Origin of the sequence: Luteibacter sp. UNC138MFCol5.1 (assembly GCF_900110505.1) — a bacterium.
GTDB lineage: Bacteria > Pseudomonadota > Gammaproteobacteria > Xanthomonadales > Rhodanobacteraceae > Luteibacter.
In genome coordinates this window covers 519,407-544,213 of sequence record NZ_FODZ01000003.1, presented here as the reverse complement: position 1 = coordinate 544,213, position 24,807 = coordinate 519,407, and the positions used below count along the sequence as shown (strand labels likewise).

General features: G+C 65.3%; 19 protein-coding genes, 1 tRNA gene and 2 pseudogenes. 6 read left to right on the top strand and 16 right to left on the bottom strand.

The features are described 5' to 3' along the window. Position 1: 1 nt before the first annotated feature. From BMY69_RS10990 to BMY69_RS19360, 15 genes and pseudogenes are all read right to left on the bottom strand, one after another. Entirely contained in the window at positions 2-1,261 is a 1,260-nt protein-coding gene (locus BMY69_RS10990; RefSeq protein WP_090177953.1) for a TrbI/VirB10 family protein, read from the bottom strand. Beyond that, a complete protein-coding gene (locus BMY69_RS10985; protein ID WP_090177950.1) occupies positions 1,258-2,019 on the bottom strand; it encodes a TrbG/VirB9 family P-type conjugative transfer protein in 762 nt (253 codons plus the stop codon). Before BMY69_RS10985 ends, BMY69_RS10990 begins: the two co-directional genes overlap by 4 nt. Further along, the gene (locus tag BMY69_RS10980) at positions 2,019-2,939 is read right to left on the bottom strand and encodes a VirB8 family type IV secretion system protein (RefSeq protein WP_090177947.1); all 921 of its coding nucleotides are present in this window, start codon (positions 2,937-2,939) and stop codon (positions 2,019-2,021) included. Before BMY69_RS10980 ends, BMY69_RS10985 begins: the two co-directional genes overlap by 1 nt. A gap of 180 nt (positions 2,940-3,119) precedes the next feature. Further along, a pseudogene (locus BMY69_RS10975) lies at positions 3,120-3,485 on the bottom strand (hypothetical protein); the annotation flags it as partial. A 2,407-nt stretch (positions 3,486-5,892) separates the two neighbouring features. Beyond that, positions 5,893-6,987: a TrbL/VirB6 family protein gene (locus tag BMY69_RS10960; protein ID WP_090177942.1), complete on the bottom strand. Its 1,095-nt coding sequence runs from the start codon at positions 6,985-6,987 to the stop codon at positions 5,893-5,895. A gap of 24 nt (positions 6,988-7,011) precedes the next feature. Continuing rightward, positions 7,012-7,839 carry a hypothetical protein gene (locus BMY69_RS10955; protein ID WP_177191140.1) on the bottom strand — a complete coding sequence of 276 codons (828 nt, stop codon included), beginning with the start codon at positions 7,837-7,839 and terminating at the stop codon, positions 7,012-7,014. Between the two features lie 15 nt (positions 7,840-7,854). Next, positions 7,855-10,299, bottom strand: coding sequence for a VirB4 family type IV secretion/conjugal transfer ATPase (locus BMY69_RS10950; protein WP_090177938.1), 2,445 nt, complete (start codon positions 10,297-10,299; stop codon positions 7,855-7,857). A gap of 48 nt (positions 10,300-10,347) precedes the next feature. After that, positions 10,348-10,659: a VirB3 family type IV secretion system protein gene (locus tag BMY69_RS10945; RefSeq protein WP_090177935.1), complete on the bottom strand. Its 312-nt coding sequence runs from the start codon at positions 10,657-10,659 to the stop codon at positions 10,348-10,350. After that, entirely contained in the window at positions 10,652-11,074 is a 423-nt protein-coding gene (locus tag BMY69_RS10940) for a TrbC/VirB2 family protein (protein ID WP_255364536.1), read from the bottom strand. The genes BMY69_RS10945 and BMY69_RS10940 overlap by 8 nt, the downstream gene beginning before the upstream one ends. Positions 11,075-11,341: 267 nt before the next feature. After that, positions 11,342-11,764 (bottom strand): annotated as a pseudogene (locus BMY69_RS19920) (lytic transglycosylase domain-containing protein); the annotation flags it as partial. Positions 11,765-11,772: 8 nt separating this feature from the next. Next, on the bottom strand, positions 11,773-12,843 hold the full coding sequence (virB11, locus tag BMY69_RS10930; RefSeq protein ID WP_090177929.1) for a P-type DNA transfer ATPase VirB11: 1,071 nt from the start codon (positions 12,841-12,843) through the stop codon (positions 11,773-11,775). A gap of 1 nt (position 12,844) precedes the next feature. After that, the gene (locus tag BMY69_RS10925) at positions 12,845-14,158 is read right to left on the bottom strand and encodes a TrbI/VirB10 family protein (protein ID WP_255364527.1); all 1,314 of its coding nucleotides are present in this window, start codon (positions 14,156-14,158) and stop codon (positions 12,845-12,847) included. Next, positions 14,155-14,907, bottom strand: a complete 753-nt coding sequence (locus BMY69_RS10920; RefSeq protein ID WP_090178453.1) for a TrbG/VirB9 family P-type conjugative transfer protein — start codon at positions 14,905-14,907, stop codon at positions 14,155-14,157. The genes BMY69_RS10925 and BMY69_RS10920 overlap by 4 nt, the downstream gene beginning before the upstream one ends. 89 nt (positions 14,908-14,996) lie before the next feature. Next, on the bottom strand, positions 14,997-15,947 hold the full coding sequence (locus tag BMY69_RS10915) for a VirB8 family type IV secretion system protein (protein WP_255364526.1): 951 nt from the start codon (positions 15,945-15,947) through the stop codon (positions 14,997-14,999). Then, positions 15,925-16,665, bottom strand: a complete 741-nt coding sequence (locus BMY69_RS19360; protein WP_143070456.1) for a hypothetical protein — start codon at positions 16,663-16,665, stop codon at positions 15,925-15,927. Before BMY69_RS19360 ends, BMY69_RS10915 begins: the two co-directional genes overlap by 23 nt. 479 nt (positions 16,666-17,144) lie before the next feature. Between BMY69_RS19360 and BMY69_RS10905 the strand changes: the two genes are divergently transcribed. The 6 genes from BMY69_RS10905 (at position 17,145) to BMY69_RS10880 (ending at position 22,651) form a co-directional block, all read left to right on the top strand. Further along, positions 17,145-17,654: a CinA family protein gene (locus tag BMY69_RS10905; RefSeq protein WP_090054531.1), complete on the top strand. Its 510-nt coding sequence runs from the start codon at positions 17,145-17,147 to the stop codon at positions 17,652-17,654. A gap of 97 nt (positions 17,655-17,751) precedes the next feature. Then, positions 17,752-18,792: a recombinase RecA gene (gene recA / locus BMY69_RS10900; RefSeq protein WP_090054529.1), complete on the top strand. Its 1,041-nt coding sequence runs from the start codon at positions 17,752-17,754 to the stop codon at positions 18,790-18,792. Then, positions 18,779-19,285 carry a regulatory protein RecX gene (locus BMY69_RS10895; RefSeq protein ID WP_090177923.1) on the top strand — a complete coding sequence of 169 codons (507 nt, stop codon included), beginning with the start codon at positions 18,779-18,781 and terminating at the stop codon, positions 19,283-19,285. Before recA ends, BMY69_RS10895 begins: the two co-directional genes overlap by 14 nt. Positions 19,286-19,353: 68 nt before the next feature. After that, on the top strand, positions 19,354-21,987 hold the full coding sequence (gene alaS, locus BMY69_RS10890) for an alanine--tRNA ligase (RefSeq protein WP_090177921.1): 2,634 nt from the start codon (positions 19,354-19,356) through the stop codon (positions 21,985-21,987). Positions 21,988-22,292: 305 nt separating this feature from the next. Then, positions 22,293-22,487, top strand: coding sequence for a carbon storage regulator CsrA (csrA, locus tag BMY69_RS10885; protein ID WP_090177918.1), 195 nt, complete (start codon positions 22,293-22,295; stop codon positions 22,485-22,487). Positions 22,488-22,558: 71 nt separating this feature from the next. Then, a tRNA-Ser gene (locus BMY69_RS10880) sits at positions 22,559-22,651 on the top strand. A 54-nt stretch (positions 22,652-22,705) separates the two neighbouring features. On the opposite strand, the gene BMY69_RS10875 is transcribed toward BMY69_RS10880, so the two are convergent. Then, the gene (locus BMY69_RS10875; RefSeq protein ID WP_255364525.1) at positions 22,706-24,382 is read right to left on the bottom strand and encodes a beta-L-arabinofuranosidase domain-containing protein; all 1,677 of its coding nucleotides are present in this window, start codon (positions 24,380-24,382) and stop codon (positions 22,706-22,708) included. Positions 24,383-24,807 lie beyond the last annotated feature (425 nt).

Sequence of the window (24,807 nt, the reverse complement as noted above, 5' to 3'; positions counted from 1 at the left end):
ATCAGTACCGCGCCACCACGCCGCTGAAGTCGACGTCCTTGGCCACGTAGATGGCCAGCACGGTGCCCTGGTTGATGGTCACCGTGGCCGGGCGGTTCGCCGCACGGCGGACGGCCGTGCCGGCGATCTGCTGGAGTGTCTGCGCGGTGTAGCTCTCGTACGGGTTCTGCGTGACGACGCCGTTGCTGATCTGCGTCTGCTGCGGGCCGTGCTCGGCCGCCTCGTACTTGAAGGCGTCGCTGAGCAGCGAGATCAGCAGGGCGGAGCCGATGCGGCTACCCCAGTGGGCGTTGTAGTAACCCGGGTGGCCGGCACCGCCGAGCGTGTCGATACCGGGGCTGGCCATGTTCACGTCGATGCCGGTGGGCGTGACGATGCGGTCCCAGATCACGGCCACGCGTGGACCATTGGGCTCCATCTCGTACTTGCCGAGCACCTTCGATCCCTTGGGCAGGAGCATGCGTTTACCGGTGAACGAGTAGATGGGCTCGGTCACGACGCAGGAGGTGAAGCCCGGGATGTCGGTGATGATGCGGGTTTCGAGCACGCAGCGGATGAACGTGCCGCGCAGCATCAGGGTGTCCGGGTGGGTCAGCGGCGACGCGTTCGACACCTCCGGGAGCGCGGCGGCGTTGTACGCCGAATTCACCGGCACGCCCGGCTCGGGCTGGCCCGGGAACGGCACGCCGCCGGGGCCGAAGCCGAACGGACCGCGCTGGCCACCGCCAGCACCGGCACCGTTGCCCGCGCCGCCGGCGATCTGCGCGGCCTCGGTGTCCATCATGCGACGCTCCATGAGGCTCGGGCCGGTGTTGACGCGCGGCTGCATCATGGGCTTCGGCTGGGTCGTGGGCGGCAGCGGGACCGGCGGCGCGAGCGCGATCGGCTCCGGCAGGCGCGGCAGCGCCTGTTCCGGCACCGGGCTGACCTTCGGTGCTTCGGGGACGGTCACCGTCTCTTCCCGCTTGGGCTTCGGCGGCGGGGCGGAGGCGCTGTTGCCCGAGAGGAAGAACCAGGCCGCGAAGAGCAGCAGCGCGACGATTCCCGCGAGGAACGCGAGTGCGCGACGGTTCATGCGGCGGACGTCCGCCTCCGCGAGCTGCGGTGCGTTGGCGTCGAGATCCGGCGGCGGTGCCTGCCGCTGGTGCGCGCTGTACGGATTGCCGGCGAGCGGATCGTGCTGCTCGGCGTGCGGCTGCCGCGACGGCTCGTGCGCGTCGTGGTTCTGGTCGTCCGGGGTGTACGGATTATTCGGGCTCACTTCTTCGTGTTCCTTCGCAGACCCACGACGTTGTCGTCGTGCCGGATGACGAGGTAGTTGTACGTGCCGTGGACAACGATCGTGTTGCCCTCGACGGTCGTGTTAACCAACGAATCGCCGCCGTGTTCCTTTTCGCGCATGTAGACCGTGGGGAAGTTGCCGGTGGGGAACTGCTTCAGGTCGGGCATGCGGATGTACGTGAAGCGGCCGTCGTCGTAGACGTTGACCGGGACCAGCCACGGTGCCGTCTTGCGCTTCATGGCGTAGTCGTAGTCGAAGTTGTAGTCACGACCCTTTACCAGGGTGGTGTCGAGCTCCGGCGTTTCGGCGACCTTCTTCGTCTCGGCCAGGAAACTGGTATCCGACGGATATTCGAACTTGATCTTGTACTGCACGCCTGCGCGGCGCGCCTGGTCGAGGGTCTTCCAGTCCGTCGCCACCACCTTCAGTTCGAAGATGTAGGAGTGCGTGGCCGTGCGGATCATCATGTTGGTGTCGACGTCGACGTTCTTCGGCTTCACGTAGAAGACGTTGTCGCGACGCGTCAGCTCCCATCCGCTGCTGAAGCCGGTGCTGTAGTCGAGGATCTTCTCGTTGGGGCTGAGTTCGATCTGGGTCGTGATGCCGAGGCCCGTGCGGATCGTGTAGATCTTGTCCGGCTCGTACTGGTACGGCGTCACGACCTGCGCGCTGACGACGCCTGCCGTGCCAGCCAGGCACACGGCCAGTGCCCATCGGAACATAGTGGAGCGTTTCATCAACGGCGCCCTCCATTGGCGGCGTTCGGCGGCTGGGATGCGGGCGCGGGTGCGGCCTGCATGGGGATGGGTGCCGTGGCGGACGGTACCGGCGATGGCGGCATCGGCGCCTGGGCGGAAGGATCGGCGGCGACGCCCGCCTGCACCGGCGTGCCGGCCGGGGCAGCGGCGTTGGCGGCGACGGGCACCTCCGGCGGCGGTGGCTCGGCGTAGTCGTTATCCACGCGGTAATCCGTGACCTGGAAGCCCAGCGGATTCTCCACGCGGTACTGGTCGTCCATCTTCAGGTTCGGCTTATAGGAGAACGCCAGCGTGGCGATCTTGCTGTCGAGCGGCACCGTCTGGCCCGAGACCTTGTTGAAGACGCTACGCTGGAAGCGCACGGTTGCGCCCTTGGGCGTGCCGTCGTCGCTGTTGATCAGCACGATGCTGAGGATCTTGACGCGCACCGCGCGATCGCGGCCGTACGTCTTGTACGGGGCGTTGGGGTTATCCAGGGCGTGCAGATCGGTGTAAGCCCTGGCGATGTTCGGCGCGGCCATGGTCAGCACCGTCGCCCAGTCGCGCAGGTTGATCATCGTGACGTCGAACGACTCGCGCGCCAGGATGAAGTGCGTGATGTTGCTGCGGTTGATCGCCTCGCTCGCCGTGATGCGGCGATTGACCACGTCGTCGGTGACGCGGCTGAGCGAGCTCATGCCGGTGTAGGCATCGGCGAGCACGATGTACGGAACCTTCTCCTTGAGCGGCAGGATGTAGAGGTAACCGCCGGCGAGCATCAGCGCCATGCAGATCGCGCAGAACGCGACCATCCAGGCGCGCCGCTCGCTTCGTATCGCGAGATCGGAGACCGTGGTTTCGAAATCGACCGACCGCGCAACCGCGGCGTCGATCTTCGGGGACTGTTTCTTGTTGAGCATCGAAGGGCCTGGTGCTTTGTCGCGGTGGGATTACGGCGTGCGCGGCGCGGCTTCGGTCGACGTCACGGGCGTCGGCGATGTCGCGGGAGCGTGTTCGGCGGTGGTCGCGGATCCGGCGTTCGCGGCACCGGGCGACGTCGCCGCCGCGGGCGCCGGCGGGACGATGCTGCTCGTCTCGGCGACAAGGATTTCGGAACCGGTGACGACGACGGTCACGCCCTGCGCGGCGAAGATCGTGCTCACCTGCGTGGCCGCGTCGCGCGCTTCCGACGTGTGAATCGCGGCGGCCGACTTGGGCAGCGTGAAATCGGAGCGCAGCTTGTAGTTGAGCTTCAGCCCCGTGTCCGTGCTCCAGCGCGTGAGCATCGTCTTCAACGTGCCGTCCATCGGCGCGGCGTAGTACGTGTAGGGCAGGGCGAGCGGAATCTCGACCGTCGTGTCGTCATAACGGTTGACGGGCTTCCAGCGGCCGCCGAAGTCCTTCGCGGGCGGCGTGGAGCAGGCGGAAAGCGCCAGGATGGTGGCGACGAGCAGGCTGGCCGGGATGGGGGAAGACAGTTGTTTACTCACGCGTCACTCGCAGTGTCGGTTTTTTTTCAGGGCGAACGAGACCGTCGGCCACCGCAACGAGCGGTCGCCTGGGAACAGCCATGTAAGCGATTACATCGCTAGATGAAGCGAGGTGGCGCGATCCGGTCCGGTGAGCAATGGCGCATCCCGCCGCATGGCCCGCACCACCCCACGGATGGCGGCCTCGCCGGTGAACGATCGGATTGTCGGATCAGTCGAGCGCGTGCCAGATGCAATTCGTCCATACAACATCCTGTAGAGAGCGCCTTGGCGCCCCTGCAATACGTGCCAGCGAAGAAGGGTCCCTGCACGGCGGCGCCAATGTGCGCCAACCTTTGGTTGCTTTGGGCGACCCAGAATTCCCCACCCCTTTCCGCGGAACGGTGTCCGCCACGTAAAGGTAACGCAACAAGAAATTTCTGACTACCCTTGTATATCCCTGTTTCCGTGGCGGATGTCACACATTCTCGGCATGTAATGTGTATGAAACGCTTCAAACGCTTGACCGAATTCTCATTCCTTCTGAGCGCAGGCTCACGAAATCGCAAGAATGTGCATGACTCGTGAAGGTTGCCGTTGCAACCGTCACATGTCGATCACGGACGTGATCTGGCTTGGCGATCTGCATGGATTCGCTACCGCTGACGCGCAAAGTCGCCCGGCGATTCCGGGGCGGCATGATCGATAACCGGTACCGAAATGGTTTCGTCATTGCGGCGACAGCGAGTGCGCTGCGTGGCTCGCGGCAGCGCGCCGACGTGCGACTCGCGGCGAGGAGGTGCAAAGCGAGGCGCGATGACCGAGTCAGTAGCGAAGTCGCGGGGGAGACGGATGCTCCAATATCCCGGCGGCCTCTCATTCAGCCCACAGCCGCTGTTGCCGCCGCCGGCGGCGGAGCAACTCATGAGCGTGCTGAGTGTGGCTTGGGCCTCGCGGACACGTGCGTTAGGGAGGCAGCCAATTCGCTAACAGGGCGAGGCCGCTTCACTGGATCTCCAGGTTAAACCTATCGTCGTAAGGATCCGCCCGTCTAAGCTGTCTGCCCACATCAGATAGTGGGGGGCGACCGTCTACGGCACGAGTTCTGCCTTCCGACAGAACGAGTGAAGCACCCTGCACTTTGAATTCTTTTCTAGGCAGGACTCCATGGCGCGACTCTCGGCCTTTTCAGTTCCGATCCAGTTCTGAACATTGTCTTCTTCTCGCCAACGGCCATGGCCAGGCATCCATTTTTTACTGACAGCCCGAGCTTGCAGCTGTTGCCGCCCTGACGCGTGCAGTCATGCATGGCGTGATTCTCTGCGCCGTCCTGGCTTGCGTAACCGACGGCCGTTCCGATGACGCCTATCTCCGTATCGACCGAGATAGCGCTCCATCGTGGTGCCCAATGCGGAGCGGCTTGAGGCGGGGCTGATGGAGCGCCCTCCGGGTCCGGTACGCACGCCTTTGAGGAAAGTGCCCTGGTGGGCATCCGCCCTCGGCATATGCGAGATAAGGAATCAGTGTCGAAGCGATTATCAAAACGTACTTCATGGGCTGCTACCGTCCTTCAAGCTAGAACTCCCGGTTTTGACTTCATCGCGTGGCGTCGTCTGCGGCGCGCCCGACATTCGTCCGCTATGGAGCGCGACGGTATCATTTCCCCGAGTACTTCCACGGCGATCATCAAGACCTTCGTTTGATCCGCGTACTGGGCTCCTCGAGCCAGGCGGTCGTTCATTCGGGCCTTACCGGCTATTGCCGCCACCGGAGGTGGAGTAGCTCATGACTGTTGCTTCCGCCAAGGACGGCGGGGTAGCTGATCAAGCCGACTCCGGTGCTTCGGAAGAGTGTATGGCGACCAGATGAGAGTACATGAGTCGGTTGGACTCGAAGTCGTTTAAGCTCGTGCCACAGTGTCTTCAGGGGACCAACTCGGGCGGGCTACAGAACGAGTGGTAAATCGTCGGTTTCTTTTCAGCCCCGATGCACTTGTCCAGAGCGTGCTTTTCCACCCAGGGGATGGTTGGCCCAGAACTAAAGCACATCATGTTGCCGCCTATGGCCATCGCGACGCAGCCATTATCATGTGTGATTTGAAGCTTGCAAAACCTTCCTCCGTTTCGTCGACACTCTTCGAGTGCCTGACTCATCGCCATACCTTCGCTCAGAGCGCGCGATGCAGTGCCTAGTGCAGCGGCTTCACCGTCGGTGGCTATAGCTGCCCATCGACGTTCCCAATGCGGTGACGGCTGATGAGGCGAATCATGTGCGGATTCTCCGGGCACGCATGCCTGCCAGCCTTGACCCCGTTGAGGGTATTGTCCCGGAGGGCATCCACCTTCGGACCATGCCTCGTTGGAATACACGAGGAACAGTAAGAACATTATCTTCTTCATGGCACTTAATCCTCGCTCTGAGTCGACGACTTACGCTTGACGGCATCGGCTACAGGGGGCGTCGAGCTATCCGGTACGCGAGCGCTGTAGGTCTCGCGTTCGTGCGACGCGCGTTCGCCTTCAGGGCCTTGTGATCTCGACTGGCCCAAGCCGGGAGCAGCACTCCACGAGCCAGGCGGCCTTCCATCCGGCCCATACCCGCTGTTGCCGCCGCCGAAGGCGGAGTAGCTCATGAAGCTGCCGAGCGTGCCCTGGAAGAAGGCGGCGGCCATGGGTGGGACGGAGACGATGAGGGCGGTGAGGAGCAGGCCGATGCCGCCTTGCTGCATGGCTTTGCTGGTCAGGCCCTCGGTGTTGTTGCCGAGGATGAGCTGGTTGACGGCGTTGCCGGCCCACATCGCGGCGCTGACTCTCGCGGTGAGGTCGAGGACGATCGTCACCACCACGCTGAGCAGGCCCATCGAGAAGACGGTGCCGAGGCCGTAGAGCAACCAGCGTTTGAACAGGTCCTTGGTCTGCTGGAACATCAGGCAGAGGATGAAGATCGGGCCGAGGCCGATGAAGAGCGCCATGGCGAAGTGATAGATGAGCAGCATCGCGCCGGCGACCATGGGCGGGCTGGCGGTGCCGAAGGTAGCGATGAGGGTCGATCGCTCTTTCGCCGTCTGCATTTCGTCGTCGCCGGGGATGACCTGCACCTTGTTGAGCAAGGCAAGCGCGATCTGCGTGTAGGCGAGGTTGCGGTCGATTTCCTTCGACGTATCGCCTTCGCTGCCCGTGAACAGGTAGTGCACCGCCCGGTCGACGTCGTGCGTCAGCAGGTTGCGCAGGCCCGTCCCGGCGACCGCCATCGTGCTCGCGGCGGCGACGATCACGGCGACACGACCGAGTTCGATGACCGTGACCATGAGCGATTCGCGCGATCGACCGGTCGCGATGCGGAAGCCCTGGATGAGGATCCACAGCGTCACCAGGGTAAGCGCGGCGAAACTTGCCCACGCCATGGCGCGTTCGAGCAGGCCGGTGCTGAACTTGTCGATCTGGGCAATGAGGAATTTGTAGATCAGCCGGAAATAGACGTAGTCGGCCAGATTGGACATGAGGATCCGCGCTCCTTCGCGAGGTCAGAGTTTGAGAGCGGCCTGAAGGGTCAGCGTGTTCACCAGGGTCCCCCATGCGCTCGGCTTGCCGTTCATCGCGCGGCGGGAGAGGATCTCCTGCTTTTGCGCGAGCATGGCGAGAATCGTTTCCTGCTGCTTCATGTTGGTCTCCCATTGAGCCCGGGCGTTTTCGAGGTTGGACGAGTAGCGCTGCGTATCGGTGAGCACCGAGTTCAGGTCAGCCAGTGACTGGGTCACCTTCTCGAGTCGTGTGGTGTGCACGTCGACGAGATCGGCGGTGGACCTCTTCACGAAGTCGAAGTAGTCGACCGTCATGTTGTATTTCAGGTTTTTCGCCCTGACCATGGCGACGCAGATCTGTTTCTGCTGCGAGACGATGTCGCCGCTCAGATCGGACGCGAGAGCGCTGAGGATCGACTTGATGTCGAGGCTGCCGCCGGTGGCGCCCTGGCACGCTTCCGCGACGCCGACGTCTTCCGCGATGCGCTTGAACTCGTATTCCGATTTGAAGAGCTCGAGTTTGAGCCCCTTCAGCTTGACGAGCTGTTCCTTCCAGAACTCGACCTGCTGCAGGAAGTGCTTCGTTGTCTGGGCGTAGTGCTGGACGGTTTCGGCATAGTGCTTGGCGGTTTCGATCCATCGCGCCGCTTCCCGCACGTGCTCCGTTATCGCCGTGACGATCGCCGCCGGGTCGTTGACGATCCACTGCGCGGCGGCCTCGGGACTGCGGACGGCAAGGCTCGCGGCCAGGCACGCGGCGAGCGCCATCCGTGTGAGTCGCCGACGGTATCCGGAACGGGGCGTCGGGGTGGTTGGTGGCTTGGTGTCCATGTGTATCCTCGGGCTTCAGATGGCGCGTTTCGGCGCAGCGTCGTGCTTTCCGCTGCCCTTGCGCTCGGCGTAGAACCGGGGCAGCCATTGCTCGGGCATCAGCGCGCTGGGGGTCGAGCCATGGGCGGCGGCGGCTTCGTCGAGCACGCGATGCATGACGTCGATGTTGTCGGTCGATGCCGAGATGACCGCGAGCTCGTCGTCCAGGCCGCGCAGGTTGAGCTGGCAGACCGCGGAGCACTGGCCCTGCTTCACGAAGAAGCTGCGTGAGCGCTCGCCGAGCCCGACGACCACCTTGTACTCGGCCTCGGTGAGCTTCAGGCCGTCCACGTAGTCCTCGCGGCTGGCGTTGGGGTTCGGGAGCAGGATCATCGTCGCCGTCTGCTCGATCAGGGACGACGCGATGTCGCTGGCCAGGGCGTCCTCGGGGCTCTGCGTGGCGAAGATGCCCAGGCCGTTCTGCTTGCGGATGGTCTTCTGCTTGTTCTTGGCGAACTCCTTGAGGCCGCCGCCGCCGTCGAGGATCTTCCAGAACTCGTCCATCACATAGATGAGTCGGCGGCCGTCGATCAGGGCTTCGAGCCGGTGCAGAAGGTAGTTGATGACCGGCGCGCGGACCTCGGCATTGTCGATGACGTCGGTGTAATCGAAGCCGATGATGTTGGCCCGGCTGAGATCGATGGTGTCCTCGGGGTTGTCGAAGACCCAGCCGTGGGAGTGGCCGGCGGTCCACTTGCGCAGACGGACGTAGAGTCCGTCGTCGCCGAGGTTCGGGAGGCTCTTCTGGAAGTTGGTCAGGTTCCGCAGCGGCATGGGGGTGTCGAGGATGTTTTCGACGGCGCGGAAAATGTCTTCTTCCTCGCGTGAGGTGTATTCGCGTTTGCCCGCCAGCACCTTGACCAGGTCGGCAACGAACTGGACGTTGGCCTCGGTTCGCTCGCACTGGAAAGGGTTGAATCCCGTGGGCTCGCCGTTCGCCAGTGCGAGGTAGTTGCCGCCGCAGGCGCGCACGAAGATCTCGGCACCCCGGTCCTTGTCGAAGAAGAAGATCGTCGGTGCCGGGTCGAGCTTCTGCGCCTGGCTGAGCAGAAAGTTGATGAGCGCGGTCTTGCCGGTGCCGGACTTGCCGATGACCATCGTGTTGGCGATCGCCTTCTCGCCCCGGGAATCCTCGCCCGGCTGCGTATAGTGGAAATTGAAGTGGTAGGGCTGACCGTTGTTGGTCTGCAGCGTGGTGACGCAGTCGCCCCAGGGATTCATGTCGGCCTTGCCGCTGGCGAAGTTGTGCAGCGGCGACAGGCCAAGGAAGTTGAGCGAGCTGACGTTCGCCAGCCGCGTCCTGTACTTCCAGTTGCCAGGGAACTGGGCGAAGAACGCCGCCGTGACGGCGAGGTCTTCCTTGACGGATACGAATCCCGCGTTGGACAGCTCCGCCCTGGCCGCGGCCAGGCGTTGGGCGAGCGCCTCCTGACTCTCGGCGTAGATGGCGATGCCGTAGTGGTACTCGCCCAGGACGAAATTGCCGGAGGCGAGCTGGTCCATGGCGTGGTCCAGCTCGACGATCTGGCTCACCGCCTTGTCCCCCGACGAGATCATCATGCCCTTCGTGCGGTCGAGCGCCTTGAGGGCGTCCTGGCGTCCCATCGGCGTGAACGAGTGCGTGATCACGTACTCGCTGTCGAGGAACTTCATGCCGTTGAGGATGCCGGGCCAGGTGCCGTCGACGTATTCCTTGATGTTCAGGATCGCGCCGAAATGGTTGTCGCCGTGGGGCGTCGTGAGCACGAAGTCGCCCGAGCGAGGGCTGAAGCGCTGCCGCGAGAGCGGGAGGTAATCCGGCACTGGCGCTTTCAGCACCGGCACCGGCTCATGGACGCGGTTCAGGATGTACCCGAAGAGTTCCAGGACTTCCGAGAACACGAAGCCGTTCGGACCCTCGTACATCCCGAGCCGGTTGGGACCGTAGTCCTTCAGCACCGCTTCGACGGTACCCGCCAGATCGAGCAGGGTCGCGATGGCACGGTCCTGCGCGGCTTGCAGTCGTACCGGATCGGCGACCTTCTCCGCGAGCGCTTTTCCGTGCACGAGGGGGCGGTAGAGCATCGTCAGATAGAGCTCGTTTTGCATGAGTTTCTGCGTGGACAGCGACGCGTAGTAGCCGTCGGACAGGCGTTGGTTGAACGACTGGTTGAAGGTCGGCTTGTGGCGAAGGCTGCGTCGCCGACGGATGTCGTGCACCCAGAAGGCGACATTCACGTAGTCGGGCGCGCGCAGCATCTGCAGCATGCGATTGAACGTCAGGTGCCGGTGCTCCAGCTCCCAAGGTTCCCGGCCGACGAAGGGAAGGCCGGCGAGCCGCCAGGTCAGCAGGTAGTCGCCGCCGGTCGTCTTGAGGACGGTCGGGGAGACATGGGTCGAGAGGGGAATGTGGCTGGCGATGGGAGCGTCGGGTGTGAACATGGCATCGATCGGAGTGTCGCCCTGCCTGAGTGAGCCAGGGCATCGGGTTTACCGGCGCTGTGTCCGGGCCGCGTCGCGGTAGGCGTTCGGCGTGAAGGCCCAGGCGCCGTCGTGAGCGGACACGTTGCGGACCCGGGTGCGGAAGCTGAGGCGGAGGGCGAGAAGCCGAAAGATCATCTCGTCGCGCCGTGCCATCTGTCGCATCGCGAGGATCACCGGCGGCATCAGCAGCAGGAGCCAGAAGTTGAAATACATGGCCAGCAGCAGACAGGTTCCCGCGCCCAGGAAGAACGGGATGTACGGCACGCCCATGAACATGGGCGGGCGCGTGCAGCCGCGGAAGAGGGCGTCCTTACGCATGGAAGGCCAGCAGCCGTATCGCGGCGTCGACGGCGTCCATCAGGAAGGCGCCGCTCGGCGAACACGCCTTGGTGCCACTGCTGCCGCCTTCGCCGACGACCATCTTCGCCACCTGCGCCGCCGCACCGATGAGTACACCGCCGATCAGCGGAGATGCGACGTCTGCGATGCGCTTGTGCGCGAAGGCGATCTGGTAACCCGAGAAGATCACGGAGATGGTCACGACGACCACGGATGCCGCATTGAGCAGCGCATTGATGTTCTCGAAGAACCCGCAGACTTTCTCGCCGGCTTCGCCGATCTGGGCCAGCGCGAGCCCCGGCATCAGGAGGACGGTGGCCAGGGCCGCGAGACCTACCGCGCGCTGGAGGCTTCGGGCCGCGGATACGGAAGGATGCGGGGCGTTGGAATGCAACATGTGGAACTCCTTGTCGCTTGGGGCTGAGGGAAACGGTCAGAAAACGAATGCGGGATCCGATGCGCCGGGCACGGCCGGTTTGGGATCGGCGGCGGGTTCGCGCGGTGTGCTCGTGGCGGCCGGAGGGGGCTCCGCCGGTCCGCGTACCATGGGTACGAAAGCGCGCGTGCGCGTGCCGGCATCTGTGTCGAGGGATGGCGTCGCCGTCGCCTCGAACCGCGTCCCGGCCGGCATCGCCGCTGCCGGTGGCCGGGAAGGATCCCAGGCCCGGCCCATCGCGGCGAAAACGCGCTGGACGTAGCCGTGCTCGAAGCCCGTGCGGAAGTTGCCGGAGTAGTAGCAGCTGAACGCCTTGCCCCAATCGCCGCCGGCGCGATCGCGGCACTCGGCGAGGATGCGGGCACCGGCGGCAAGGTTGCGGCAGGGATCGAAGGCGACGTCGTAGTCGTCGAGCCCGAACTTGCGCAGGTTGCTACGGTTCACCTGGGCCAGTCCGAGTGAATAGTTGAAACCCTCGCGCTCGAGCATGCGCGCCGTCGCCACGGCCTCGTCGAGCGTTGCGGGCTGGCGCTCGAGACGACGGCCGACGACACCGATGGCGAACGGATTCCGGCCCGACTCGACGGCGACGACATGCTGCATGACCGCGTGTGGCACGGCGAGGTCGGGACAGGCGGCCATGTCGATGGGCGCGATCATGGCGTGGCTCCCGTCGTGGACGATTCGGCGGCCGGCTCGACGCCGAGAGTACGCCAGGGGTCGAAGTCGATACCCGTGATGCGGCGGTTGCCCGCGTGCGCGCTGATGTGTACGACGATGTCGATCGTGAGCATTAGCAGGCGCTTAATGGTGGCGAACTCCAGTCCGGCGCCTTCGGTCGACGCCTTGACCATGAGCGCGAGCTGGTCCCATGTCTGGCTGACGCTGCCCGCATGGCAGCTGGTGATGGAGCCGGGGTGGCCCGACGCGCAATTGCGGATGAAGTAGAACGACTCGTCGCCTCGCAGCTCGGCCAGAATGATGCGGTCGGGCTTCATGCGCAGGCAGGCTTCCATGCAGCTCTTCGCCGTGACGTTGGCGGCGCTCTGCCCGCCCTTGGAATAGAGCAGGTGCACGACGTTGGGCTGGTCGAGGAACAGCTCGCGCGCGTCTTCGATCGACACCAGCCGTTCCTCGTGGGGAATGTGGCTGACAAGCGACTTCATGAACGTGGTCTTGCCGCTACCGGTGGCTCCGGCCACGACGATGTTCTTCTTGGCGAGCACGGCTCGCCTGAAGAATTCGGCGTAGCGCCGCTCCGCGCGAAGTCGCAGCAGTTCCTCGTCGGCCGCGTCGATAGTGGGTCCACCTTCGAGGATCTGCTCGAAAAAGCCGTCGGCCTGGTATTGATCGAGCGAGCGCGACTGCCGCGAAGGCAGTCGGATGGTGATCGATACGCGGCCGGCTTCGCACGCCGGCGGCAGGACGAACTGGGCGCGTTGGCCGGTGGGGAACGTCAGCGACACCACCGGATCGACATCGGTGATGCGTTGCCCGGTGTTCGTTTCGTTCACAACCGCGGTGCAGAACTGACGCGCGCGGTCGTACGTGAGGGACGGTACCTCCACGCGCTGCCACCCACCGCGGCGCTCGAGATAGAGCTCGCCGGGACGGTTGATGCAGATTTCGGTCACGTCGGGGGAAGCGAGGAACGGCGCGATGCCGAGCACCTCGTACTGGTAATCAAGGAAACCGCGGGCGATGGTGGCGTGCGTCTGGCCATCCATGTCAGTAGCGCGCCACCACGCCCGCGAAGTCGACATCCTTGGCGACGTAGACCGCCAGGACGGTGCCCTGGTTGATCGTGACGGTGGCGGGGCGATTCGCCTGCCGCCGCACGGCCTGCTTCGCGAGCTCCTGGATCGTGTCGGCCGTGTTGCTCTCGAACGGGGTTTCGGTCACGACACCGTTGGTGATGGTGGTTTGTCGCGGCCCGTGTTCGGCGGCCGCGTACTTGAACGCGTCGCTCATGAGGCTGATGAGCATGGCGGCGCCGATGCGACTGCCCCAATGAGCGGCATAGTGTCCGGGGTGGCCGGCGCCACCCAGGGTGTCGACACCCGGGCTGGCCATGTTCACGTCGATGCCGGTCGGCGTGACGATGCGATCCCAGATCACGGCCACGCGCGGGCCGTTCGGTTCCATCTCGTACTTGCCGAGCACCTTCGAGCCCTTAGGCAGCAGCATGCGCTTGCCGGAGAACGAATACACCGGCTCGGTGACGACGCAGGACGTGAAGCCTGGCTGGTCCGTGACGATGCGGGTTTCAAGGACGCAGCGGATGTAAGTGCCGCGCATCATCAGCGTGTCGGGGTGCGTCAACGACGCCGCGCTTGACACGTCGGCCAGGGGCTTCGCTTTGTACGCCACGTTGGGCGGGATCTCGCTGAGGTCGCCGGACGATGCCGCCGCGACCACGGGGAGGTTCGGCATCTGGAACGCCGGGGGTGCCGCTGGTCCGGCGTCGCCCGTACCCAGCGCGCTCCCGGCCTGAGCGGCCGCGATGCGTCGCTCGACGAGCGTCGGGCCTTGCGGTCGTGGCGCGGGCGCGTCGGTCTGGGGCGATCCGCCGCGATCGCGGGACGGAGCGCGTTCGTCGATCGCGCCGGCGCGCCGCGACCTCGTCTCGGGAACCAGGGGAATGGGACGTCCCTCGTGCGCCGACGCGGCCCCTTCACTGGAGCCGGTTGCAGGGCGCGCCGTCTCTGGGATCCCTGGCTGAAGAGGGGATTCCGGCACCGATACGGACTCGTCGCGTCGCGCTGCCGTCGTGTCGGAGTTGCTTCCCGACCGAAGGAGCCAGAATCCGGCGACGGCAAGGAGGAGCACGATGGCCGCGAGAAGCCCGAGGGCCTTGCGGTTCATGTCGCGGACCTCGGTCTGCGTCATGCGCGGCACGTTGCGCTCGAGGTCCGGAGGCGTCGACGCATGCTGCTGCGCGTACGGGTTGTCGAAGGGGACCTGCGCCTCGTCGTTCGCGCTCGGCGGCTCGACCGCGGCGACGTCGTCGGTGTCGGAGGGATTCGGGGTATGCGGCTTCACTTTTTCGCGTTCCTTCGCAGGCCGACGACGTTCTTGTCGTGGCGGATCACCAGGTAGGCGTAGGTGCCATGCACGACGATCGTGTTGCCTTCGATCGTCGTGTTGACGATCTCGTCGTCGCCATGGCCTTTCTCGCGCATGTAGATCGTGGGGAAGTTTCCGGTTGGGAATCGCTTCAGGTCGGGCATGTGGATGTACGTGAAGCGGCCATCGTCGTAGACATGTTTCGGCACGAGCCAGGGCGCCGTCCGGCGGCGTTTCGCGTAGTCGTAATCGAAGTGGTAGTCGCGGCCCTTGACCAGGCCGGTATCGAGTTCGGCCGTCTCGGTGAGCCGGCTCGCGTCTTCGGCGCGCTTTCCGTGTGCGGGCTTTGTCTCGGGCTGGAAGCGCGTGTCGGGCGGGTAGGTGAAGGACACCTTGTACTGCACGCCTTCGCGTCGGGCCTGGTCGAGCGTTCGCCAGTCGGTGGCCACGACCTTGAGCTCGAAGATGTACGAGTGCGTCGCCGTACGAATCATGAGGTTGGTATCGACGTCGACGTTTTTCGGCTTCACGTAGAAGACATGGCCGCGGCGCTCGATGTCCCAGCCCGTGCTGAACCCGCTGCTGTAATCGAGGATCGTCTCGCTCGGACTGAGTTCGAGCTGCGTGGTGATGCCCAGACCCGTGCGGATCGTGTAGATCCGGTCAGGCTGATACGCATACGTGTCGACACCGGACGTGCGGCTCGTCGGCGTAGCACCCGTCATGGATGCGGCGCTTTGCGCGATCCCCGGGCAGGAACTGGCGATCGCGACGAGCACTAGCGCACATCGCAGTCGTGGGGGAGTGGTGCGGATCATCGGGTGCGCCCTCCATTGGCGTTGCCGCGTTTGGCGGATGTCGGAGAAGTCGGTCGAGATGGTTGGGTGGCGCGCTCGGTGGTGCTGTCATCGGCCTCGGCGGCCAGCGGGGCGGGCGGGATGCCGTCGTCGGTCAGGAGGTCTTCCGACGTCGCGTCAGCACGGGGCCTGGCGGATGCGACTTCGGCGGGCGGCGCCGAGCCGTAGTCGTTGTCGACGCGATAGCTCGTGACCTGGAAACCGAGCGGATTCTCGATCCGGTTCCGGTCGTCCATGCGCAGATGCGGCTTGTAGACGAACGCGATCGTCGCGATCTTGCTGTCGAGCGGGTAGGTGGCACCGCTCGTCTTGTCGTATACCGTGCGCTGGAAGCGGACCGTCGCGCCCTTGGGCGTCCGTCCGGGGTCGCCGACGAGGACGATGCTGAGAATCCGTACACGGATCGCACTCGTCTTGCCATATTGCCGATACGGACTCGCCTCGTTGCTGGTCGCGTGCAGAGCCATGTAAGGCTGCGCGACCTCGGGCGATGCCATGGTGAGGACCGTCGGCCAATCCCGCAGGTTCGTCAGCGCGAGATCGTACGACTCGCGCGCGAGGACGAAATGCGCGACGTTGCTGCGATTGACCGCTTCACTTGCGGTGATCTTCCGGTCGACCAGGTCGTCGGTCAGGCGCGCGAGCGTACTGGTGCCCGAAAAAGGATCGGACACGACGAGGAACGGTACGGTCTCCTTCAACGGCAGGACGGCGATGTAACCGCCGGCAAGCACGAGCGCGACGCACAGCGCGGCCATGGCGACGGTCCAGGCGCGTCGTTCGCTGCGTCGCGCGACGTCGGCGAGCGTAATCTCGTAGTTCACGCCCGCGGTGACGGCCTGGGCTATCTTTTCGATGTTGCGCTTCTTCAGCATCGACGTGCGCTCACGGTGCGCCGGCCGCGGCATCCGCCGCACCCGCCTCGACGAGAAGCGAAGGTCCCTCGATGCGCACGACGATGCCCTGCGCCGCGTAGATGGCGGTAAGTTGCGCGGCGGCATCGCGTAGTTCGGTGGTCCGCACCTTCGCGGCCGGGCGCGTCAGCGAGAAATCGGACCGCAGGCGGTAGTCGAGCTTCATGCCGATATCGCTCGTCCAGCGCGTCACGAGCGCCTTGAGCGTGCCGTCCATCGGCGCGACGTAGTACGTATAAGGTGCTTCCAGAGGCATCTCGACAACCTTGTCGTCGAAGCGATTCATAGGACGCCAGCGTCCGCCGAAGTCCTTCGGGCCGGGCGCGCCGCAGCCGGCAAGGGTGGCAATGAGCAGCAGGGCCAGGAGCGGGTGCGGGAAGTTCTTCACGTCGGACTCGATAGGCAGGGTGGTGGTTTGCAGGCGCGCACGAGCGCGTTGCCGATGGAGGCGGCTCGCGGGCAGAGGTAGCGAGTGTTCGCGCCGGTCGGCGCGGGATACGGCGACGGTCAGGCGGTGGCGCTGGAGAGGCGGCTCCGGGCGCAACTTGCCGGCGGTCTCGACCGGAAAGAGCGATAGGCTTGCTTTGAAGAGCCGACAGCGCGGGGGGCGGACACCGCGACAGGGGTGAGAGATTGCTGCTTCATCGTTACTACATCCTGTAGTTGGGCGACGGCGCTTGGTCGGGCACGCGTCCTCCGGTTCGATCGTCATCGGCTCATCTGGCCGCGACATGGCACGTATCGGGTGTCGAATCTTATGATCCTGGCACCCGAGAAGTGCGCGGGGCGGGACGATAAACGACTTGAGTAGCTTTGGCTAGTGGTTTCTTTGTTCTCCCTGTCAGACGCGGCGGTAGGCGGTCGTCACATGTAGCACTGGCGTTCTATGTCACGTCGCGGTGTCGTTCGAATCGCATTGATCGCACGAAAGCATTGTATTTTGCGTCCGACCCGGCTGAGGGGCTTCTCGCGCGGCGTGGAAACGGCCGTCGATGCCGCTAAGACCTTACTGCGTGGTTCGTATGATCCTGAACGCGGGCAGCCTGATGCAGAGGATGCGGCTGATGATTCGGTAGGTGGGAAGCGGGAGTAAACGGCGGGCGCACCCTTGTTGGGCCGGGGGCGAGCCCTTGCGGCATCGACAAGGCGGGGAGCCGGGAGTAGAACGTGGCCTTTTACCAAGGAGCCCGCATGGCCCTCGAAACCTCCCCGTCCGACGCCGAATTGACCGCCCTCGCGAAAGATGTGGCCGCGGCGGCGCAGGAAAGGCGCGTCATGGTCGCGACGGCCGAGTCGTGCACCGGCGGATGGATCGCGAAGACGCTGACGGACCTTCCCGGCAGTTCGGCCTGGTTCGAGGCGGGCGTGGTCACCTATAGCTATAGCGCGAAGGAGTCCCTGCTCGGGGTCAATCCGCGCACGCTGGAGCGCACGGGTGCCGTCAGCGAAGAGACGGTCCTCGAGATGGTGTCGGGCGCGCTGGCGCGCTACGGGGCGGGCGTGGCGGTGGCTGTCACGGGGATCGCCGGGCCGTCGGGCGGTACCGCGGACAAGCCCGTTGGCACCGTCTGGATCGGCTGGAAACGGCGCGGGGGCTATGCCCACGCGAAGCTGTTCCATTTCGACGGGGATCGCGAGGCGGTCCGGCGGCAGACGGTGGCGGCCGCGCTTGCTGGAATGACCGCCGAACTGCAGGGCTGAACCCGGCCGCCTGTGGCAAACTTGCCGGTCGCGGATCGCAGTCCCTGAGATCACGCTGCGGCAAGATACCTACCTACACACGAGATCGGAAACCACGATGGACGACAATAAGCGCAAGGCGCTGGCGAGTGCCCTCGGCCAGATCGAAAAGCAGTTCGGCAAGGGTGCCGTCATGCGTCTTGGCGACCGGGTCGACGACCAGATCGACACCGTGTCGACCGGTTCGCTCGGCCTCGACATCGCCCTGGGCATCGGCGGGCTGCCGCGTGGCCGCATCGTCGAGATCTACGGCCCGGAATCCTCGGGCAAGACGACCCTCACGCTCCAGGCCATCGCGTCCTGCCAGCGCAACGGCGGCACGGCGGCGTTCGTCGACGCCGAGCACGCGCTGGATCCCACCTACGCCGAGAAGCTTGGCGTGAACGTGGCCGATCTCCTGGTCAGCCAGCCGGATACCGGTGAGCAGGCCCTCGAAATCGCCGACATGCTGGTGCGCTCCGGCGCGGTGGACATGGTGGTGGTCGACTCGGTGGCGGCGCTGACGCCGAAGGCCGAAATCGAAGGCGAGATGGGCGATTCGCACGTGGGTCTGCACGCCCGCCTGATGAGCCAGGCGCTGCGCAAGCTCACCGCCAACATCAAGAAGTCCAACTGCCTGGTCATCTTCATCAACCAGATCCGCATGAAGATCGGCGTGATGTTCGGCAGCCCGGAAACCACCACGGGTGGTAACGCGCTGAAGTTCTACGCATCGGTGCGCCTCGACATCCGCCGCATCGGCGCGGTGAAGAAGGGCGAGGAGGTCATCGGCTCCGAGACCCGCGTGAAGGTCGTGAAGAACAAGGTGGCGCCGCCGTTCCGCCAGACCGAGTTCGAGATCCTCTACGGCGAAGGCACGTCGCGCGAAGGCGAGATCATCGAGCTGGGCGTCCGCGAGAACCTGATCGACAAGTCCGGCGCCTGGTACAGCTACAAGGGCGACCGCATCGGCCAGGGCAAGGAAAACGTCCGCCAGTTCCTGCGCGACAACCCGGCCATCGCCAACGAGGTGGACGCCGAACTCCGCGCCCGCCTGCTCGTGAAGCCGGGTACCAAGTCCGAAGCCTCGACCGAGGCCGACGAGCTTGAGGAAGTCTGATAAGGGCACGGGGAAGGGCGACGGCAAGGCCGATCGCCCGACCCGCACGGCCTACGACAAGGCGCTGGGGCTTCTGGCGCGACGCGAACACTCCCGCCGCGAACTCAAGCAGAAGCTCGAGCGCGGCGGTTTCGCGCGTGAAGAAACGACGGCCGCCGTCGAGCGCCTGGGCGACCAGGGCTATCAGGACGACAGGCGCTTCGCCGAAGCGCTCGTCCGCAGCCGGGTAGGGCAGGGTTATGGACCGGCCCGCATCCGCGCGGAGCTGCGCAGCCAGGGTATCGGTGACGCCGCGGTCCGCGAACTGATCGAATCGGCCGGCGTCGACTGGCACGATCTGGCGGCCAATCAGCTGCGCCGACGGTATGGCGGCCCCTCCGCCGACCCCGCCGAGCGGGCTCGACGGGCTCAATTCCTCTTGCGTCGCGGCTTCGCCGCCGCCACAGTACGTGTTCTTACCCACGCCGATGCGGAAGACGCCGACGACGACTGAAGGCAGCGAGCCTTGATTCTGGACGGAGCGTCTTGCGCGACCTCGCAGCTCCCAAGCCACGATCGCTCATGAAAACCGCCGAAATCCGTTCGACCTTCCTCGACTTCTTCCGTTCCAAGGACCACACCATCGTGCCTTCGGCATCGCTGGTGCCGTCGAACGACCCCACGCTGCTGTTCACCAATTCGGGCATGGTGCCCTTCAAGAACGTCTTCCTCGGCAGCGAGAAGCCGGGTTACGTGCGCGCGGCCGACGTCCAGCGCTGCCTGCGTGCCGGCGGCAAGCACAACGACCTCGACGCCGTCGGCTATACGGCGCGGCATCACACGTTCTTCGAGATGCTCGGTAACTGGTCGTTCGGCGACTACTTCAAGCGCGACGCCATCCGCTATGCCTGGGAACTGCTCACGGCCGTCTACAAGCTGCCTGCCGAGCGCCTGTGGGTCACCGTCTATCACACCGATGACGAGGCCTACGACATCTGGAACAAGGAAGTCGGTGTGCCGGCGGAGCGCATCGTGCGCATCGGCGACAACAAGGGTGCGCCGTTCGCTTCCGACAACTTCTGGCAGATGGCCGACACCGGTCCCTGCGGCCCGTGCACGGAGATCTTCTACGATCACGGCGCCGATGTCGCCGGCGGTCCCCCGGGCTCGCCCGACGAGGATGGCGATCGCTACATCGAGATCTGGAACCTCGTCTTCATGCAGTTCGATCGCGCGCCGGACGGCACGCTGACGCCGCTGCCCGCGCCGTGCGTCGACACCGGCATGGGCCTGGAGCGTCTGGCGGCCGTGCTGCAGCAGGTGCACTCGAACTACGAAATCGACCTGTTCGCCCACCTGATCCGCGAAGCGGGCCGGCTGACGAACACGGCCGATCTCTCGAACAAGTCGTTGCGCGTCATCGCCGATCACATCCGCGCCTGCTCGTTCCTCATCGTCGACGGTGTGCTGCCTTCGAACGAGGGGCGCGGCTACGTGCTCCGTCGCATCATCCGTCGCGCGCTGCGCCACGGATGGATGCTGGGCGTGCGCGGCGATTTCTTCTGGAAGATGGTCGCGCCGCTGGTGGAGGAGATGGGCGAGGCCTATCCCGAGATCGCGGCAAAGCGCGCCTTCGTGGAGCAGGCGCTGAAGACCGAGGAAGACCGTTTCGGCGAGACGCTCGAGCACGGCATGCGCCTGTTCGACGACATCGCGGCGAAGTCGGGCCAGATCATCCCCGGTGCGGACGCGTTCCGCCTGTACGACACCTACGGATTTCCGGTCGATCTCACCGCCGACATTGCGCGCGAGCGCGACATGAGCGTCGACATGGAAGGCTTCGAGCGCGCCATGGGCGAGCAGCGCGCCCGCGCGCGCGCGGCCAGCAACTTCGGCACCAAGGCCCAGCTGCCGGCCGAGGTCGCCAGCGCCGTGGCGCCGACGATCTTCACGGGCTACGACGACCTCGACCTCGCCGACGCGAAGGTCGTTGCCATCGTCCGCGACGGCAAGGCGGTCGAGTCCCTTTCCGAGGGCGAGGACGCGTTCGTGCTGCTCGACCGCACGCCGTTCTACGCCGAGTCCGGTGGCCAGGTCGGCGATACCGGCATGCTCAGCAATCCGTCCGGTGTGTTCGCCGTCTCGGATACGCAGAAGGTCGGCGGCGCGTTCTTCGCCCACTTCGGCTCGTGGCAGGGCTCCGCGCCGCTCCTGCGCGGCGCCGTCGTGGCCGCGTCGGTGGATGCGGCCCAGCGCAAGGCCACGGTCCTGAACCACTCCGCGACCCACCTGCTGCACGCCGCCCTGCGCACGGTGCTCGGCGATCACGTCGCCCAGAAGGGCTCGCTGGTGGCGCCGGAGCGCCTGCGCTTCGATTTTTCGCATTTCAAGCCGCTCACGCCGGAAGAACTGGCGCAGATCGAGCGCATGGTGAACGATCAGATCCGTCATAACGACGACGCCGAAGTCCATCACATGGGCTATGACGAGGCGATCGACTTCGGCGCGATCGCGCTGTTCGGCGAGAAGTACGGCTCCGAAGTGCGCGTACTGAAGATGGGTGGCTTCTCCACCGAGCTGTGCGGCGGCACGCACGTGTCGCGCACCGGCGATATCGGCCTGTTCAAGATCGTGTCGGAGTCCGGCGTGGCCGCGGGCGTTCGCCGCATCGAGGCCGTCACCGGCGCCGGCGCGATCGCGCGCGTGGCCGACGAGGAGCGCATCCTCGCCGAAGTCTCCGGCCTCCTGGCCGCGCAGGGTGACGATGTCGTCGAGAAGCTGCGACAGCTGTTCGACAAGCAGAAGAAACTCGAACGCGAGATCGAATCCTACAAATCCCGGGCCGCCAGCTCGGCCTCGGCGGACCTCGCGGCGTCGGCCGTGGACGTGAACGGCATCAAGGTCGTCGCCGCGCGGCTTGAAGGCCTCGACGCCAAGTCGCTGCGCGACAGCATGGATGTCCTCAAGCAGCAGCTCGGCGACAGCGCGATCGTGCTGGCCGGCGCCGTGGACGGACGGGTGTCGCTCGTGGCGGGAGTCGGCGGCTCGGCATTGGGCCGGGTCAAGGCCGGCGATCTGGTGGCCGAGGTCGCCTCGCGGATCGAAGGCAAGGGCGGCGGTCGTCCGGACATGGCGCAGGGCGGCGGTGTCGACAGTCCCGCGCTGCCCGGCATCCTCGCGGGTATCCCCGCCTGGGTGGAGGCGCGCCTGCGCTGAACGGCAGATGGCCGGGGGTGCGCCGGGTTGCCGTAAAGGCGTTCCGGTGCACGCATTAGCGGCCATGTGCGTTGCGTCCCCCGCTTTGGCTCGGCTAGTATGATCCGAATGTCGAAATGCATCCGTCGACATCGATCCATCGGATCGCGATGGCAGGACAGCTGGTCAGCGACACACACACAACTAGAGCCGGGGAAGGCAGTTCGGCCTTCGATGGTCGAAACGTCGATCCATTGACGGCAAGCACTCGGGGTGAGGTTGTCGTTGGTGGGGAAGCCAATACCTGATTTTATGGAGTATCAATCATGCTGATTCTGACCCGCCGGGTCGGTGAAACCCTGATGATCGGCGACGAGGTGACCGTTACCGTTCTGGGTGTCAAGGGTAACCAGGTGCGCATCGGCATCAATGCGCCGAAGGACGTCGCTGTGCATCGCGAGGAAATCTACCAGCGCATCAAGAACGAGGGCGATACCGGCCACTCCGGGGACGAGAACTAAAGACTTGTCGGGCCGTGCAAGGCCAAGTATCCTTGCTGGCTCGTTAAGGTGCCTACCTCGACGAACGATCCGGAGAGTTGCCCGAGAGGCCGAAGGGGCTCCCCTGCTAAGGGAGTATAGGGTCAAAAGCCTTATCGAGGGTTCGAATCCCTCACTCTCCGCCAGTTTGCAAAAAGCCCTGTTTATCAGGGCTTTTTTGTGGGCGGAGCGTAGGCTTGTCAGCCGGCCGGGCTGTCGGCTTTGAGCGCCGGGAACGACGTGATGCGCAGCTTGGCGCCCGCGTACGGCACGAGCCGAAGCGTCGTGAGGGGGTCGCCCTCGGCGATTACTTTCGCCGGCACCGGGTCGGCGGCGCCCTCTTCCGCCTTCCACGCCACGAGTCGCCCGCGCACGTTGAGCGTCATCGCCGCGGTCACGCCAGCGAAGGGGCGTTCGCCGATCGGATGGCGCTCCATCGTCGCTCCGGGCAGCACGCCGTAGTTCCATGACGACGTCGGATACACCTGCCAGTCGTTGGTCAGGCCGCGCTTGCGCCACTTCACCCACGCTTCGCCGATCGGCAACGAGAACACCAGCGGGCCACGGCTGAAGCTCACGGATTCGTTGAATCCCGTCTCGGCCACGACCTCGGCGGGGAACGATAGCTGGATCGTGTCGCCCGCTTTCCACTGGCGGTCCACCGTGACGAAGCCATCGACCGGTGCCGTCTTCACGGCTTCGCCGTTGATCCGCACGGATGGCGAGCGGCACCACGCCGGTATGCGCAGGCGAACCGGAAACGCCACCGGCGATGCGGGGCGCAGCGTCACGGCGATGTCGTCGCGGAAGGGATAGTCGGTGTCTTCGTCGATGTCGACCGGAACGCCGCGCACCGTGGTGCTTACGCGACAGGGCGCATACAGCGCCGCCGCGAGGCCGCCGTCGGCGCTGGCCATCCATAAGCTCGCCGTCAGCTTGGGCCAGCCCTGGTGGAAATTCGCCGTGCAGCAACCGAAATGCGGATCGAGGCCGAACAGGTTCGCTTCCGGCCCGTTCGTCGTCCACGGACGTTTGTGCAGGCTGCATTCCACCTGGTTCGGCTGCTGGTCGTACTGGTGTGCCCACATGTCGTCGGTGAACGCGCCCGGCAACGCGTTGTAGGCGATGCGCTCGATGCGATCGCCCAGCGTGGCGTCGCCCGTGATCGCGAGCGCGACTTCGAGCGAATACATGGCTTCCACGACGGCGCACAGTTCCACACCCTGCGACGGGCTGCGCCCGGCGAGATGCTCGTCGGCCGAGAACATGCCGTTGGCGAGACCGTGGTACCGGTCGAGCTGCGCGAGCTGGTGGCGTACGGCGGATCGGTCGCCCGCGTTGCGCGATATCAGCGACCACACCGCCGAAGCCTTGAGCGCCTGCGCGACGTTGACGCCGTGCACCTGAAGCCCGTCGTCTTCCATGAAAGCGTTCTTGCCGCCCTTCGCCTCGACCACGCTCGCGTCGGTCTTCTCGCGGAAGGGGAAGTCCGCGAACATGGCCTGCCAGTCGTAGCCTTGCCTTTTCAGCAACGCCGCCAGCTCCAGCAGCTTCGGATCCTGGGTGCGCGAGTGGAGCCAGACGATCACGGCCACCTCGTCCTGCCAGCGCATGCGGCCCCAGTCGCGCAACGGGCGGTCGGGCAGGGCGCTCAGCTGGTAGTGGAAGTAGCGCGTCATGAACGGCACCACGCGCGCGTCGCCGGTCAGCTCCTGGTACTGCGCGAGCACCTTGAGCATCACCATGCGCGGCCACCAGTCGTCGTTGCTCTTCGGGCCGAACATGCCGTTCGGCCAGGGGTTCTCGAGCGTCCAGTCGATGAACCGCTGCGCCTTCGCCTTCAGCGTCGGCGAGTCGAGCTGCCAGGCGAGCGGCAACAGGCCGTCGAGAAAATACGGACCGCGCTCCCACGCCTCGCCGTCGCCACCAAGCCAGCCACTTCGAGGGCCAAGATCCGGCCATGTCTCATCGACGCGGCCGCCAAGTCCGGACGCCTGGATGTCCAGTTGGCGGCGCAGCCATCCGGACGGCCGAATCGATCCGGCGGGAAGCAGCTGGAATGGTTGCGGTGCGAGAGGTGGCCGTGGGAATGTCGCTGCGGCGGGAGGTTTCGATGGTGCGACGGTCTCCGCTGCCGGCAACCACGGCGTCAGTGCGCCGATGACGGATGCGCGGAGAAATCCGCGCCGGCCTGAAAGGTGGGACTCGCGCATTCGGGAAGATCCTCTCGCTGTCGACCGGAATCGTAATGTATGACATTTTCGCGAGAGGGGTGTCGCCTCATGGCGCATGGCGACGAAGG

Excerpts from the sequence above, each read along its gene's own strand:
- BMY69_RS10985 (WP_090177950.1), bottom strand. The coding sequence starts at position 2,019 with ATGAAACGCTCCACTATGTTCCGATGGGCACTGGCCGTGTGCCTGGCT.
- BMY69_RS10980 (WP_090177947.1), bottom strand. The coding sequence starts at position 2,939 with ATGCTCAACAAGAAACAGTCCCCGAAGATCGACGCCGCGGTTGCGCGG.
- BMY69_RS10960 (WP_090177942.1), bottom strand. The coding sequence starts at position 6,987 with ATGTCCAATCTGGCCGACTACGTCTATTTCCGGCTGATCTACAAATTC.
- BMY69_RS10955 (WP_177191140.1), bottom strand. The coding sequence starts at position 7,839 with ATGGACACCAAGCCACCAACCACCCCGACGCCCCGTTCCGGATACCGT.
- BMY69_RS10950 (WP_090177938.1), bottom strand. The coding sequence starts at position 10,299 with ATGTTCACACCCGACGCTCCCATCGCCAGCCACATTCCCCTCTCGACC.
- BMY69_RS10945 (WP_090177935.1), bottom strand. The coding sequence starts at position 10,659 with ATGCGTAAGGACGCCCTCTTCCGCGGCTGCACGCGCCCGCCCATGTTC.
- virB11 (WP_090177929.1), bottom strand. The coding sequence starts at position 12,843 with ATGGATGGCCAGACGCACGCCACCATCGCCCGCGGTTTCCTTGATTAC.
- BMY69_RS10920 (WP_090178453.1), bottom strand. The coding sequence starts at position 14,907 with ATGACGGGTGCTACGCCGACGAGCCGCACGTCCGGTGTCGACACGTAT.
- BMY69_RS10915 (WP_255364526.1), bottom strand. The coding sequence starts at position 15,947 with ATGCCGCGGCCGGCGCACCGTGAGCGCACGTCGATGCTGAAGAAGCGC.
- BMY69_RS19360 (WP_143070456.1), bottom strand. The coding sequence starts at position 16,665 with ATGACGATCGAACCGGAGGACGCGTGCCCGACCAAGCGCCGTCGCCCA.
- BMY69_RS10905 (WP_090054531.1), top strand. The coding sequence starts at position 17,145 with ATGGCCCTCGAAACCTCCCCGTCCGACGCCGAATTGACCGCCCTCGCG.
- recA (WP_090054529.1), top strand. The coding sequence starts at position 17,752 with ATGGACGACAATAAGCGCAAGGCGCTGGCGAGTGCCCTCGGCCAGATC.
- alaS (WP_090177921.1), top strand. The coding sequence starts at position 19,354 with ATGAAAACCGCCGAAATCCGTTCGACCTTCCTCGACTTCTTCCGTTCC.
- csrA (WP_090177918.1), top strand. The coding sequence starts at position 22,293 with ATGCTGATTCTGACCCGCCGGGTCGGTGAAACCCTGATGATCGGCGAC.